This window comes from Stutzerimonas stutzeri (assembly GCF_002909485.1).
Lineage (GTDB): Bacteria > Pseudomonadota > Gammaproteobacteria > Pseudomonadales > Pseudomonadaceae > Stutzerimonas > Stutzerimonas stutzeri_AH.
Window position 1 is genome coordinate 20,127 of record NZ_PPXG01000010.1, and the last position, 14,185, is coordinate 34,311.

General features: G+C 57.1%; 12 protein-coding genes and 1 tRNA gene. All 13 read right to left on the reverse strand.

Annotated elements, in window-relative coordinates; translation table 11 throughout:
- Positions 1-82: 82 nt before the first annotated feature.
- Complete coding sequence (gene pheA, locus CXK91_RS20395; protein WP_103457847.1) at positions 83-1,180, reverse strand: prephenate dehydratase; 1,098 nt, start codon at positions 1,178-1,180, stop codon at positions 83-85.
- Positions 1,180-2,265, reverse strand: coding sequence for a 3-phosphoserine/phosphohydroxythreonine transaminase (gene serC, locus CXK91_RS20400; RefSeq protein WP_103457848.1), 1,086 nt, complete (start codon positions 2,263-2,265; stop codon positions 1,180-1,182). The genes pheA and serC overlap by 1 nt, the downstream gene beginning before the upstream one ends.
- 115 nt (positions 2,266-2,380) lie before the next feature.
- Entirely contained in the window at positions 2,381-5,191 is a 2,811-nt protein-coding gene (gene gyrA / locus CXK91_RS20405) for a DNA gyrase subunit A (protein ID WP_103457849.1), read from the reverse strand.
- 146 nt (positions 5,192-5,337) lie between these two features.
- Positions 5,338-6,414: an S-methyl-5-thioribose-1-phosphate isomerase gene (mtnA, locus tag CXK91_RS20410; protein ID WP_103457850.1), complete on the reverse strand. Its 1,077-nt coding sequence runs from the start codon at positions 6,412-6,414 to the stop codon at positions 5,338-5,340.
- A gap of 133 nt (positions 6,415-6,547) precedes the next feature.
- Positions 6,548-6,624 (reverse strand) — tRNA-Pro (locus tag CXK91_RS20415).
- An 85-nt stretch (positions 6,625-6,709) separates the two neighbouring features.
- A complete protein-coding gene (locus CXK91_RS20420) occupies positions 6,710-7,066 on the reverse strand; it encodes a MerR family transcriptional regulator (RefSeq protein ID WP_103457851.1) in 357 nt (118 codons plus the stop codon).
- A complete protein-coding gene (gene ihfA, locus CXK91_RS20425) occupies positions 7,047-7,349 on the reverse strand; it encodes an integration host factor subunit alpha (RefSeq protein ID WP_003282572.1) in 303 nt (100 codons plus the stop codon). Before ihfA ends, CXK91_RS20420 begins: the two co-directional genes overlap by 20 nt.
- Positions 7,350-7,352: 3 nt before the next feature.
- The gene (gene pheT / locus CXK91_RS20430) at positions 7,353-9,731 is read right to left on the reverse strand and encodes a phenylalanine--tRNA ligase subunit beta (protein ID WP_103457852.1); all 2,379 of its coding nucleotides are present in this window, start codon (positions 9,729-9,731) and stop codon (positions 7,353-7,355) included.
- A 31-nt stretch (positions 9,732-9,762) separates the two neighbouring features.
- On the reverse strand, positions 9,763-10,767 hold the full coding sequence (gene pheS, locus CXK91_RS20435) for a phenylalanine--tRNA ligase subunit alpha (protein WP_103457853.1): 1,005 nt from the start codon (positions 10,765-10,767) through the stop codon (positions 9,763-9,765).
- A gap of 175 nt (positions 10,768-10,942) precedes the next feature.
- Entirely contained in the window at positions 10,943-11,299 is a 357-nt protein-coding gene (gene rplT / locus CXK91_RS20440; protein ID WP_003282569.1) for a 50S ribosomal protein L20, read from the reverse strand.
- Between the two features lie 27 nt (positions 11,300-11,326).
- On the reverse strand, positions 11,327-11,521 hold the full coding sequence (gene rpmI, locus CXK91_RS20445; RefSeq protein ID WP_003282568.1) for a 50S ribosomal protein L35: 195 nt from the start codon (positions 11,519-11,521) through the stop codon (positions 11,327-11,329).
- 62 nt (positions 11,522-11,583) lie between these two features.
- Positions 11,584-12,135, reverse strand: a complete 552-nt coding sequence (gene infC / locus CXK91_RS20450) for a translation initiation factor IF-3 (RefSeq protein WP_015276805.1) — start codon at positions 12,133-12,135, stop codon at positions 11,584-11,586.
- Positions 12,135-14,057 (reverse strand): threonine--tRNA ligase, encoded by a 1,923-nt coding sequence (gene thrS / locus CXK91_RS20455; protein WP_103457854.1) that lies wholly within the window; start codon positions 14,055-14,057, stop codon positions 12,135-12,137. Before thrS ends, infC begins: the two co-directional genes overlap by 1 nt.
- Between the last annotated feature and the right edge of the window lie 128 nt (positions 14,058-14,185).

Genomic DNA, 14,185 nt, shown 5'->3' on the forward strand with positions numbered 1-14,185 from the left:
AAAGGCCTCAGGCCGCAGGCGCCTGGCAGCAGGTACAAGCCGGTCGCCTGTCACCCCACACGCCCGCCACCTGCAACCGCAATTAAAGAACCGCTTTGGGATAAGAGCCCAACACCTTCAGGGCGACAGCTTCCTGCCCAAGCTTTTCCAGCGCATCCTTGATCAGCGGATCCTGGTGGTGCCCCAGGAAATCGATAAAGAACACGTAGGTCCACTTGCCGCTACGCGATGGTCGCGTTTCGATACGAGTAAGGTCGATTCCGTTGGCATGGAACGGCACCAGCAACTCATGCAGCGCACCAGGCTTGTTGCGCATCGATACGATGATCGAGGTCTTGTCGTCGCCAGTCGGCGGCACTTCCTGACTGCCGATGATCAGGAACCGCGTGGAGTTATCCGGACGATCCTCGATCTTCTCTGCCAACTTGCTCAGACCGTACAACTGGGCAGCCATGTCGCCGGCGATAGCTGCCGAATTCCACTCGCTTTTTACCCGCTTGGCCGCATCGGCGTTACTGGAAACCGCCACTCGCTCAACGTTTGGATAATGTGCGTCGAGCCATTTTCGACACTGAGCCAGCGATTGTGCATGGGAGTAGATGCGTGTGATGCGATCAGTCTTTGTTGTCTCGCCCACCAGCAGATGATGGTGGATACGCAGCTCCACTTCGCCGCAGATCACGATGTCGTGCTCGAGGAAACTATCCAGCGTATGGTTGACCGCGCCTTCGGTGGAGTTCTCCACCGGCACAACGCCAAAATTCACAGCCCCGGCAACGACCTCGCGGAACACCTCGTCGATGGCCGCCATCGGCTTACTGATCACTGCATGGCCGAAGTGCTTGAGCGCCGCCGCCTGAGAAAACGTCCCTTCCGGCCCGAGATAAGCCACCCGCAACGGCTGCTCGAGAGCTAGGCACGAAGACATGATTTCGCGGAACAGCCGCGCCATTTCCTCGTTATCGAGCGGACCGCGATTGAGCTCCATGATGTGCTTGAGCACCCATGCCTCGCGCTCGGGCCGATAGAACACCGCCGACTCGCCCTCGGCCAGCGCTGCGGTCTTGACCCGGGCGACCTCCTGGGCACAGCGAGCACGCTCGCTGATCAGATCAAGAATCCGCTCGTCGAGGCTGTCAATTCGAACCCGCAGGGCCTTCAGCTGATCGGCGTCGCTCATCAACCGTGCTCCTTCTCGAACTCGGCCATGTAGGCTACAAGTGCTTCAACCGCATCCAGGCCGACGGCGTTATAAATCGAAGCGCGCATGCCGCCAACGGATCGATGCCCCTTGAGATTCAACAAGCCACGCGCGTCTGCGCCCGTAAGGAACGCCTTGTCCAGACGCTCATCAGCCAGACGGAACGGTACGTTCATCCACGAGCGCGCATTGATGGCGATCGGGTTGGTGTAGAAGTCGCTGGCGTCGATGGCACCATAGAGCATTTCCTTCTTGGCGCGATTGCGCTGCTCCATCGCCTCGACGCCACCCTGCTCCTTCAGCCACTCAAAGACCAGCCCCGAAAGGTACCAGGAGAAAGTCGCAGGCGTGTTGTACATCGAGCCGTTATCCGCCGCGACCTTGTAGTCGAGCATGGTCGGGCAAGCAGAGCGCGCACGACCGAGCAAATCCTCACGAACGATGACGACCACCAGCCCGGACGGGCCAATGTTTTTCTGTGCACCGGCGTAGATAAGTCCGAACTTCGATACATCGACTGTCCGCGACAGGATGTCCGAAGACATGTCGACAACCAGAGGCGTGTCCCCCAGGTCCGGAACCCAATCGAACTGCAGGCCACCGATGGTCTCGTTGCTTGCATAGTGGAGATACGCAGCGCGCTCACTGAGCTGCCACTCGTTCTGCCCAGGAATGGCAAAGTAATCAAGCGACTTGGCGCTCGCAGCTACGTTGACGTTACCGAAACGACGTGCCTCCTCGACCGCTTTGCGCGACCAGATCCCCGTATCGATGTAGTCGGCAACCCCATCTTCCGGCAGCAGGTTCAGCGGAATTTCAGCAAACTGCTGACTGGCCCCACCCTGCAGGAAGAGAACCTTGTAGTTGGACGGAATTGACAGCAGTTCACGCAGGTCTTGTTCGGCCTTCTCCGCGATAGCGGTGTACTCGTCGCTACGATGACTCATCTCCATGACGGACAGGCCCTTGCCATGCCAGTCAAGAAGCTCCGCCTGGGCGCGCTGAAGGACAGCTTCGGGAAGCGCAGCCGGACCGGCACAGAAGTTAAAGGCGCGTTTGCTCACTCTGTTCTCTCGCTCTTGCTCGATATTGAATCCCGGGACTCAACGGTCGATATCTCTACCGACCGCCGCGCTACCACCTGCCCGGTGTCCCGCTGTTGGCGATAGCTTTCGCCACTCAATCTTCGTCGTCAGTCGGCACCACGTCCGGAGAAACGTCGCCAGCACCGCCGAGCAGTTCGTCCTCGCTTGGTTCGGTGCTAAGCACAGGCATTTCCTTTTCGAGAGCGTCATCATCGAGCAGTGCTTCGATGTCTTCCAGCACATCGTCCTCAGATGGCTCCTGCACTCGCTCCAGACCAACAAGATGCTCACCCTTACTCAGCTTGATCAGCGTAACGCCCTGGGTATTGCGACCCAGCGACGACACTTCATCAACTCGGGTCCGCACGAGCGTGCCCTGATCGGAAATCAGCATGATCTCCTCACCTTCTAGCACCTGAACCGCACCGACCAGCGGACCGTTGCGCTCATTGGTGACCATGGCGATCACGCCTTGACCGCCACGACCACGGCGAGGGAATTCGTCTATTGACGTGCGCTTGCCGTAGCCACGCACGGATGCGGTAAGAATCTGCGCGCCCGACTCTGGAATCAGCATGGAAATGATTTGCTGCCCTTCAGGCAGCCGCATGCCGCGCACACCCCGGGCGTTTCGGCCCATGATACGGACCTTGCTTTCCTTGAAACGGATCACCTTGCCGCCATCGGAGAACATCATGACTTCCTGGGCGCCATCGGTCACTGCCGCTGCGATCAGGGTGTCACCCTCCTCCAGCTTCAGCGCAATGAGGCCGGAACTACGCGGCCGGCTGAACTGCACCAGAGGTGTTTTCTTGACCGTGCCTTTGGCAGTAGCCATGAAGATGTATGAACCGGTTGGCTCATCTTTCTCATCGCTGTCTGCATCATCGCCTTCAGCGTCGTCAGCATCATCGTGCTCAATGACAAGGCCTTCGGTTTCGTCCAGGTCCTCTTCACCTTCGGCTGCCTGCTTACGCAGCGCTTCCAGGTCCACCTGAAGCATGGCGGTGATTCGCTCACCCTCGTCCAGCGGCAGTAGGTTGACCAATGGGCGCCCGCGGGAGGTACGCGATGCTTCCGGAATCTCGTAGGTCTTCAGCCAGTACACCTTGCCCTTGCTGGAGAACAACAACAGCGTGGTATGGCTGTTGGCAACCAGCAGATGCTCGACGTAGTCCTCTTCCTTCACACCGGTTGCAGCCTTGCCACGGCCACCGCGGCGCTGTGCCTGGTAAGCGGCCAGCGGCTGGGACTTGGCATAGCCACCATGAGAAATGGTGACGACACGCTCTTCTTCAGTGATCAGGTCTGCCAGTGTCAGGTCCAGACGAGACTCGAGAATCTCGGTACGCCGCGCATCGCCGAAATCGCGCTTCACGCCCTCGAGCTCTTCGCGAATGACCTCCATCAGACGGACCGGACTGGTCAGGATACGGATCAGCTCGCCGATCTGAGTGAGGATTTCCTGATACTCGCTGAGCAGTTTCTCGTGCTCGAGCCCGGTCAGGCGGTGCAGACGCAGATCCAGAATCGCCTGAGCTTGCTCCGGAGACAGGTAATACTTTCCGTCACGCAGGCCAAACTGCGCATCCAGGCCTTCCGGTCGGCAAGCGTCGGCACCCGCACGCTCGACCATCGACTCGACAGCACTCGATTCCCAAGCAGTGGAGATCAGTGCATCTTTCGCTTCAGCGGGAGTCGGCGAGGCTTTGATCGCCGCGATAACGGGATCGATATTGGATAGCGCGACCGCCTGGCCTTCAAGGATATGGCCACGTTCACGCGCCTTGCGTAGCTCATAGACGGTACGCCGGGTTACGACTTCACGGCGGTGGCGAACGAAAGCTTCCAGCAGCTCCTTGAGATTCAGCGTGCGCGGCTGGCCGTCGATAAGCGCGACCACGTTGATACCAAACACGCTCTGCAGCTGAGTCTGCGCATATAGATTATTGAGGATCACCTCAGGCACTTCGCCGCGACGCAGCTCAATTACCACCCGCATGCCGTCCTTGTCGGACTCGTCACGCAGTTCGGTAATGCCTTCGATCTTCTTCTCTTTCACCAGCTCGGCGATCTTCTCGATCAACCGTGCCTTGTTCAACTGATAAGGCAGCTCGGTGATGATGATCTGCTGACGGCCACCGACCTTGTCGATATCTTCGATATCGGCGCGTGCACGGATATAAATGCGGCCACGCCCGGTGCGGTATGCCTCGACGATCCCGGCACGGCCATTGATGATGGCGGCAGTGGGGAAATCGGGACCCGGAATGAACTGCATCAGCTCATCAATGGTGATATCGGCGTTGTCGATCAGCGCCAGACAGCCATCGATGACTTCGCCCAGGTTATGCGGCGGGATGTTGGTTGCCATACCTACCGCAATACCACTGGAGCCGTTCACCAGCAGGTTCGGCACCTTCGTCGGCATAACTGCCGGAATCTGCTCGGTGCCATCGTAGTTAGGCACCCAGTCGACGGTCTCTTTTTCCAAATCAGCCAGCAGCTCGTGCGCCAGCTTGGCCATGCGCACTTCTGTGTAACGCATTGCCGCGGCACTGTCGCCATCGACCGAACCGAAGTTGCCCTGACCATCGACCAGCATGTAGCGCAGCGAGAACGGCTGCGCCATACGCACGATCGTGTCGTACACCGCGGAGTCGCCGTGAGGGTGATACTTACCGATCACATCACCGACCACACGGGCGGATTTCTTGTACGGCTTGTTCCAGTCATTGCCAAGCTCGCTCATGGCGAACAGCACGCGGCGGTGTACCGGTTTCAGGCCATCGCGCGCGTCCGGCAGCGCACGGCCAATGATCACGCTCATGGCGTAATCAAGGTAGGACTGCTTGAGCTCGTCTTCGATATTGACCGGGAGGATTTCTTTGGCCAGTTCGCCCATGGAAGCCTGGTTCCTTATAGTCAGCAGGGTCCTGTAATAAGCGCGGGATAGTAACACAGACGGCTGCTATAAGCTGAGCCCTGCACGGAGCAAAACCCGGCCGGCGCGCAAATCACCCGCGCACGATCGCCCCTGGCCATGTCAACTCAGTGCAATCGTTTACGGCTCATCAGCTCAGCCATTTTCGCAGCGTTAGGGCGCTCTACCACCCCCTTCTCGGTCACGATGGCGTCGATGAGGTCGGCGGGAGTCACATCGAACACCGGATTGAATGCCTCGATATCAGCCGCGAAACGCTGCCCATTGACTTCGAGTAGCTCACTGCCAGCGCGCTCCTCGATAGGAATATCGTCACCACTTTCCAAGGCCATATCGATTGTCGAGCTTGGTGCCACAACCATAAATCGCACACCGTGGTGCATTGCCAGCACCGCAAGTTGATAAGTGCCGATCTTGTTCGCCACATCGCCGTTGCCCGTGATGCGGTCCGCACCGACAATCACCCAGGATATTCCCTTCGATTTCATCAGATGAGCAGCCGCCGAATCGACATTCAACGTGGCAGGCACCTCATCACCCAGCAGCTCCCATGCCGTCAATCTAGAGCCTTGCAACCACGGACGGGTCTCGTCGACATAAACTCGCTCTACCAAACCCTCGAGATGAGCGGCCCGGATTACGCCAAGCGCAGTACCAAAACCACCAGTGGCCAGCGCCCCGGTATTGCAATGGGTGAGAAAGTTCTGGGGATTACCCTGATGGCGCCGAATGAGGTCGACACCGAGCTGAGCCATCGCGAGATTCGCCTCGCGATCGCTTTCATGTATTGAAATGGCCTGCGCCTCCAGCGCCGCGCAAGGATCCTCACCGGGCTTGAGGCGTACAAGACGCTCACGCATCTGATTCAGCGCCCAGAACAGATTGACCGCAGTGGGACGGGAATCGGCAAGGACCTTGAAATCCTCCTCCAGCGCCTGTCGCCAGTCACCACCCTCACCAACGCGAGCGCGAACAGCCAATACAAGACCGTAGGCTGCACTAATCCCGATTGCTGGAGCCCCCCGAACCACCATATCCCGAATCGCCTCAGCAACCGCCGCGACGGAGTCGTATCCACGCCAAATCTCTTCGACCGGCAGCCTGCGCTGATCAAGCAGCTTCAGACGCCCGCCCAGCCACTCGATTGACTTCACCTTCTCCGCGGCCAGCAAACGCTCACGCATGGCAGTCTTCCTCTTCAGATACACGCCCAGCCCCATCAGAAAGGATCGAACCGGATGCGGCGCTCGCGCCAACATATCCGCACAAACAAAAAAGCCCGGTCGTTTCCGAACCGGGCTTTTTCATCTATCGATTTGGTCGGGACGGAGTGATTCGAACACTCGACCCCTTGCACCCCATGCAAGTGCGCTACCAGGCTGCGCTACGCCCCGACTAATGCCAACAGCACTGCTGAAAGCGGAACGAACTATACATTAAGCATCTGAATATGTGAAAGTTTTTTAGGCGTCGCGCTGACTATTTCCTCAATACCTGCAGAACTTCTTCCAGCTCCGAAATCATCTGCCGGATCAGCTGCTTGTATTGCGTAGTATCGTCGCGAGCCTCTTCCCCAGACATACGCTGCCTAGCGCCGCCGATAGTGAACCCTTGCTCATAAAGGAGCGCACGGATCTGACGAATCATCAAGACGTCCTGGCGCTGATAATAGCGCCTGTTACCGCGACGCTTCACAGGATTGAGCTGAGGAAACTCCTGCTCCCAATAGCGCAGTACATGAGGCTTAACCGCGCAGAGCTCGCTGACTTCTCCGATGGTGAAATAGCGCTTGCCCGGAATTGCCGGCAGCTCGTCGTTATGACTTGGTTCCAGCATAGGCCTCGACTCTCGCTTTGAGCTTCTGCCCTGGACGGAACGTCACGACGCGCCGCGCCGTGATTGGGATTTCCTCACCTGTTTTCGGATTACGCCCAGGGCGCTGGCGCTTATCGCGCAGGTCAAAATTGCCGAATCCGGACAACTTGACCTGCTCGTTATGCTCGAGCGCCTGACGGATCTCCTCGAAAAACAGCTCGACCAACTCCTTGGCCTCGCGCTTATTCAAGCCCAGCTCTTCATATAGACGTTCCGCCATTTCAGCTTTCGTCAGAGCCCCCATACGCTATTTCCTTAACGTGGCGTTGAACCTTTCTTCCAGGGAGGTGAGGATTTGCTGCATCGCACCATTCACCTCATCGTCATTTAGAGTGCGCGATGGGTGCTGCCAGGTCAAGCCAACTGCCATACTTTTGCTAAGAGGATCAACACCTTTGCCCTGATAGACATCAAAAAGCTTGAGGTCAGTCAGATTCTCGCCCGCAGCATCACGAATACAGCTCAGGATATCTTGGGCTGCGATATCTCGCGCAACCAACACGGCAAGGTCGCGTCGAACTTCGGGGAATCGCGACAGCTCTGCAAAGGAAGGCATTCGCCCCTCGGCAATCTCGCTGATCTTCAGCTCAAACATGTAAACCGGCTGATCAATACCCAAGGAGCTTGCCAGCTCGGGATGGAGGCTTCCCACGAATCCAACCAGTCGTCCAGCGCGCTCGATACGCGCGGTCTGCCCCGGGTGCAGCGCCGGGTGCTCCCCCGCAACGAAACGATACGCGCCAGCATTTCCAGCAAAAGCCAGTAGCGCTTCGACGTCTGCCTTAATGTCGTAAAAATCCACCCCCTCACGGGAGTTCGTCCAGCCTTCGGGCTGCCGGCTTCCGGTGAGCACGCCAGCCAACATGCTTTCTTGCTCAAGCTCTTGCAACTGACCAACAAAGCGCAGCCCCGCTTCGAATAAGCGCACTCGTGACTGCTGACGATTGAGGTTGTATTGCATCGCCTTGACCAGCCCCGGCCAGAGCGATGCCCGCATGGCCGCCATATCAGCAGATATCGGGTTGGCCAACTGCAACGGCTCCACACCAGGATTGAACTGCTCAAATAGCTTGGGATCGATGAAGCTGTAGGTGATTGCCTCCTGATAACCGCGGGCCACCAGCAGATGCCGAAGCGATGGCAACTCGGCACGAGCCTCGGGCTTTGCCTCAGGCGCAAGCCGGGCCTGGGGATAACGCACCGGCAGTCGGTCGTAGCCATACAGACGACCCAGCTCTTCGATCAGATCAACTTCAAGACTGATATCAAAACGATGACTCGGGATAGCAAACTGCCAATGGCGCTCGCTTTCCTCGGTCACCGTGAGACCCAGCGATGTCAGCAGGCGCACTACCTCGACGCCCTCCATCTCCAAACCCAACATCTGGGTGACGCGCTCAGCCCTCAGCGTTACCGGAGCAACAGTGGGCAATTCGCGCTCACTGACCGCCTCGACAATCGGCCCCGCCTCACCACCAACGATGTCCAACAGCAAACCGGTCGCGCGCTCCATTGCTCTGCGAGCAAGCAGGGAGTCAACGCCACGCTCGTAACGATGCGATGCATCCGTATGCAACCCATAGGACCGCGCTTTTCCGGCCAGAGCAATGGTGTCGAAGAACGCGCTCTCCAGGAAGATACTCTGCGTAGCGACACTGACACCGCTGTGCTCTCCCCCCATTACGCCAGCGATAGCGAGCACACGCTGATGGTCCGCAATGACTAATGTATCCGCGCGCAGAGCGATCTCCTGGCCATTCAGCAGGATCAGCTTCTCACCCTCTTCAGCCATTCGAACCCGAATGCCACCTTTGATCTCGGCGAGATCAAAAGCATGCAAAGGCTGGCCCAATTCAAGCATCACGTAGTTGGTTACATCGACAACTGCGTCGACACTACGAATATCGGAACGACGCAAACGCTCAACCATCCACAGGGGCGTTGAACGGGATAGGTCGACGTTCCGAATGACACGCCCGAGATAACGCGGGCACGCCGCGGGGGCGAGGACCTCGACTGTACGCGACTCGTCATGACAGGCCGGTACGTCGACAACTTCCACGGGACTGACCGACGCGTCATAGATCGCCCCGACTTCGCGCGCCAAGCCAGCAATGGACAGACAATCCCCGCGATTGGGGGTAAGGCCAATCTCGATGCTTATATCATCGAGGCCAAGAAACTCACGGAAATCAGTACCAACTGGTGCATCGCTGGCAAGCTCCATCAGACCGCTATCGTCACTACCCACCTGCAACTCGGTTTCCGAGCACAGCATGCCGTTGGACTCAACGCCGCGAAGCTTGGCCTTCTTGATCTTGAAATCACCCGGCAACCGGGCACCAATCATGGCAAAGGGGATCTTCAGGCCTGGTCGCACATTCGGCGCGCCGCACACCACCTGAAAGGTTTCGCTGCCATTGCTGACCTGACACACCCGCAGTTTGTCGGCATCGGGATGCGGCATAGTTTCCAACACTTCGCCGACAACCACACCACTGAAACTGCCTGCGACCGGTGTTACGGCGTCGACTTCAAGCCCGACCATGGACAAACGGGCAACCAGCTCATCGCGGGAAACCTGCGGATTGACCCAGCTCCGCAGCCATTGTTCACTGAATTTCATGCTGTTCTCCTGGAAACTACCGGGTCATGTCTTAGCGGAACTGCTCAAGAAAGCGCAGATCGTTGTCGAAAAAAATACGCAGATCCGTAACCCCGTAGCGCAACATCGCGAGCCGCTCCACACCCATTCCGAAAGCAAAGCCCTGATATCGATCCGGATCGATGCCAGACATCCGCAGAACATTCGGATGCACCATCCCACAACCCAAAACCTCCAACCAATCGGATTTGGTTTCGCCGTTCTTGGTTATGACACGACGAATATCAACCTCGGCCGAGGGTTCAGTGAAAGGGAAGAACGAGGGGCGGAAACGCACCTCCAAATCAGCCTCGAAGAACTCCCGGAGGAACGCCTGGATAGTGCCCTTGAGGTCCGCAAAACTGACGCCCTCGTCGATCAGCAAGCCTTCAACCTGATGGAACATCGGGGAATGCGTCTGATCGGAGTCACATCGATAAACGCGACCTGGACAGATAATTCGTATAGGCGGCTGCTGCGACTCCATCGTCCGGACCTGTACGGAGGACGTATGGGTACGAAGAACCGTGTTGGCATTGAAATAGAAGGTGTCGTGCATTGCCCGAGCAGGATGGTGGCTAGGGATATTGAGTGCCTCGAAGTTGTGATAGTCATCCTCGACTTCAGGCCCCTCGGCAACGGTATAACCAATGCGACTGAATATTTGCTCCATCCGCTCCAAAGCTCGAGAGATTGGGTGCAATCCGCCACTTGCCTGGCCGCGACCAGGCAACGTCACATCTATTTGCTCTGCTGCCAGCTTGGCATCCAAGGCAGCGCGCTCAAGGTCCGACTTACGCACGCTCAAGGCATCTTGAACCCGCCCCTTCGCAGCATTGATCAAAGCGCCAGCTTGCGGTCGCTCCTCGGCGGAAAGCTTGCCCAATGTTTGCATTAACTGCGTTAGCTCGCCTTTCTTGCCCAGATACTGGACGCGAATCTGCTCAAGGGCCGCAATGTCTTCGCTTTGCTGCAGGGCCTCAAGCGCTTGCGAGACCAGTGCATCCAGATTTTCCATTTACACAACCTCCAGAGGTTCTTGCAGAACCGCGCTGATCACCTTCCTGAAGCGGCCGATGGACACGCGCCTTTTTGCAAAAGCCCCCTCTCAGATACGAAATAGGGGAAGAGCACAAGGCTCTTCCCCTATTGATGACGTTGCAACGAATCCGAAGATTCGTGATTGCCGGGGCTTAAGCCAGAGAAGCTTTGGCTTTCTCGACAATCGCAGCAAACGCCGCTTTTTCGTTCACTGCCAGATCGGCCAGAACCTTGCGGTCGATCTCGATGGCCGCTTTTTTCAGACCGGCGATCAGACGGCTGTACGACAGACCGTTGACACGAGCACCAGCATTGATACGGGCGATCCACAGAGCGCGGAACTGACGCTTCCGCTGACGGCGGTCACGGTAGGCATACTGGCCAGCCTTGATTACCGCCTGCTTGGCAACGCGGAATACGCGCGAGCGCGCTCCGTAGTAGCCTTTGGCGAGTTTCAGAATCTTCTTGTGACGACGACGGGCAACGACGCCACGCTTAACACGAGCCATGAGTTATTCCTCTGAGTCTTGACCGAATCAACGAACGCGCAGCATGCGCGCCACCTTTGCAACGTCGGACGGGTGCACTTGCGAGCAACCGCGCAGCTGACGCTTACGCTTGGTGGACATCTTGGTCAGGATGTGGCTCTTGAAAGCGTGCTTGTGCTTGAAGCCGTTAGCAGTCTTCTTGAAGCGCTTCGCAGCACCACTTTTAGTCTTCATCTTTGGCATGTTCGGTACTCCACATTGTGGGTGATTACAAATAACCGCAAGGCCTGCCAGTGCCCTGGGGGTTACTTTTTCTTCTTGGGAGCGATGACCATGATCAGCTGGCGTCCTTCCATCTTCGGATGCTGTTCGACCGAACCATATTCAGCGAGATCGGTTTCGACCCGCTTCAACAATTCCATCCCCAGCTCCTGATGGGCCATCTCACGACCGCGGAATCGCAATGATACCTTGGCCCTGTCCCCGTCACTCAGGAAACGCACCAGGTTGCGTAGCTTGACCTGGTAGTCCCCTTCTTCCGTCCCTGGACGAAACTTTACTTCTTTAACCTGAATCTGCTTCTGGTTCTTCTTCGCCGCAGCTACCTGCTTTTTCTTTTCAAACAGATGCTTGCCGTAATCCATGATCCGGCATACCGGCGGAATCGCATCGGCAGAAATCTCAACCAGATCCAGCTTGGCTTCTTCTGCTACTTGCAGCGCTTCATCAATCGAGACGATGCCAATCTGCTCGCCGTCAGCACCAATCAAACGGACCTCACGAGCCGAGATATTCTCGTTGATCGGGGCCTTGGGTGCAGCTCGTTTATCCTGTCTCATTTCACGCTTAATAGTCATTACTCCAATTCTTGGCGACCACGCCGGGAAACCGCCTGTGTCAACATCTGCGCGAATTGATCGAGGGGCATGGACCCCATATCGACGCCTTCGCGGGTGCGCACAGCAACGGATCGTGTCTCAACCTCCCGATCCCCGATAACCAAGAGATAAGGAGCCTTGAGCAAAGTATGCTCGCGGATTTTAAAGCCGATCTTTTCGTTTCTCAAGTCACACTTGGCACGAAACCCGCTTTGGAGGAGCGTTTTTTCGACTTCAGCGGCAAAAGCAGCCTGCTTATCGGTGATATTCATGATCACCGCCTGCGTCGGCGCGAGCCATGCAGGGAAAGCCCCTTCATAGTGCTCGATCAGAATACCAATGAAACGCTCGAAAGATCCAAGGATCGCTCTGTGCAACATGACCGGATGCTGTCGATCATTGTTCTCACTGACGTATTCCGCACCGAGACGCACCGGCAGATTGAAATCCAATTGCAGCGTGCCGCATTGCCATACCCGCCCGAGACAATCGCGCAGGGAGAACTCGATCTTAGGTCCGTAGAACGCACCCTCACCAGGCTGCAGATCATAAGGTAGGCCGGCACTTTCCAGCGCCGAGGCCAACGCAGCCTCAGCACGATCCCAAAGCTCATCAGAGCCCACACGCTTCTCGGGGCGAGTCGACAACTTCAGCTCGATCTCCGAAAAACCAAAATCGGCATATACCGCCTGGGTGAGCTTGATGAATGCAGCCGACTCCGCCTGCATTTGCTCTTCCGTACAAAAGATATGCGCATCATCCTGCGTAAAACCACGCACACGCATAATGCCGTGCAGCGCACCGGATGGCTCGTTGCGGTGGCAAGCACCGAACTCCGCCAAACGTAGCGGAAGCTCGCGATAGCTCTTCAAGCCCTGATTGTAAACCTGAACGTGACACGGACAATTCATCGGCTTGATAGCATAATCACGATTCTCCGACTGGGTCGTGAACATGTTTTCAGCGTAATTCGCCCAGTGACCGGATTTCTCCCAAAGCACTCGATCGACCACCTGGGGCGTCCTGATTTCCAGGTAACCATTTTCACGCTGCACCTGACGCATGTACTGCTCTAGCACTTGATAGAGCGTCCAGCCGTTCGGATGCCAGAACACCATCCCCGGGGCTTCTTCCTGAGTATGGAACAGATCCAGGCGCTTGCCGATCTTGCGATGATCGCGCTTCTCGGCCTCCTCGATGCGCTGGATATAGGCAGCAAGCTGCTTCTTGTCAGCCCATGCCGTACCGTAGATACGCTGCAACTGCTCGTTTTTCGCGTCACCGCGCCAGTACGCGCCGGACAGCTTGGTAAGCTTGAAGGACTTCAGGAAACGCGTGTTCGGCACATGCGGACCACGGCACATATCGACGTATTCTTCGTGGTAATACAAGCCCATAGCCTGCTCGTCAGGCATATCGTCTACCAGACGCAGCTTGTAATCCTCACCCCGCGACGCGAACACCTCTATCACTTCTGCCCGCGGCGTCACCCTCTTGACAACGTCGTAATCTCGATCGATCAGCTCTTTCATACGCTGCTCGATGGCGGCGACGTCATCGGGGGTAAAAGGTCGCTCGTATGCGATGTCGTAATAGAAGCCCTCATCGATGACCGGCCCGATGACCATCCGAGCCGTCGGATAGAGCTGCTTCACAGCGTGCCCGATCAAATGCGCACAGGAATGGCGAATGATCTCCAGCCCTTCCGCATCCTTCGGCGTTATGATCTGCAACGTGGCATCTTTTTCGATCAAATCACAGGCATCGACCAACTTGCCGTCGACCTTACCAGCAACGGTCGCCTTAGCGAGACCAGCACCAATGGACTGAGCTACTTCAGCCACAGAAACGGAATGATCGAACGAACGCTGACTGCCATCGGGAAGAGTAATGGTGGGCATGGCGCCTCCTCTCCTAGTGGTGACCCGTACCAAAGGCCACATGGGTTGGGATGAGCCAGTAAAGCGATTCAGCGAGCATGCCTGCCGCACAATGGCAGGCGCCTGAGGGGCTCACTCTCTACCGAACC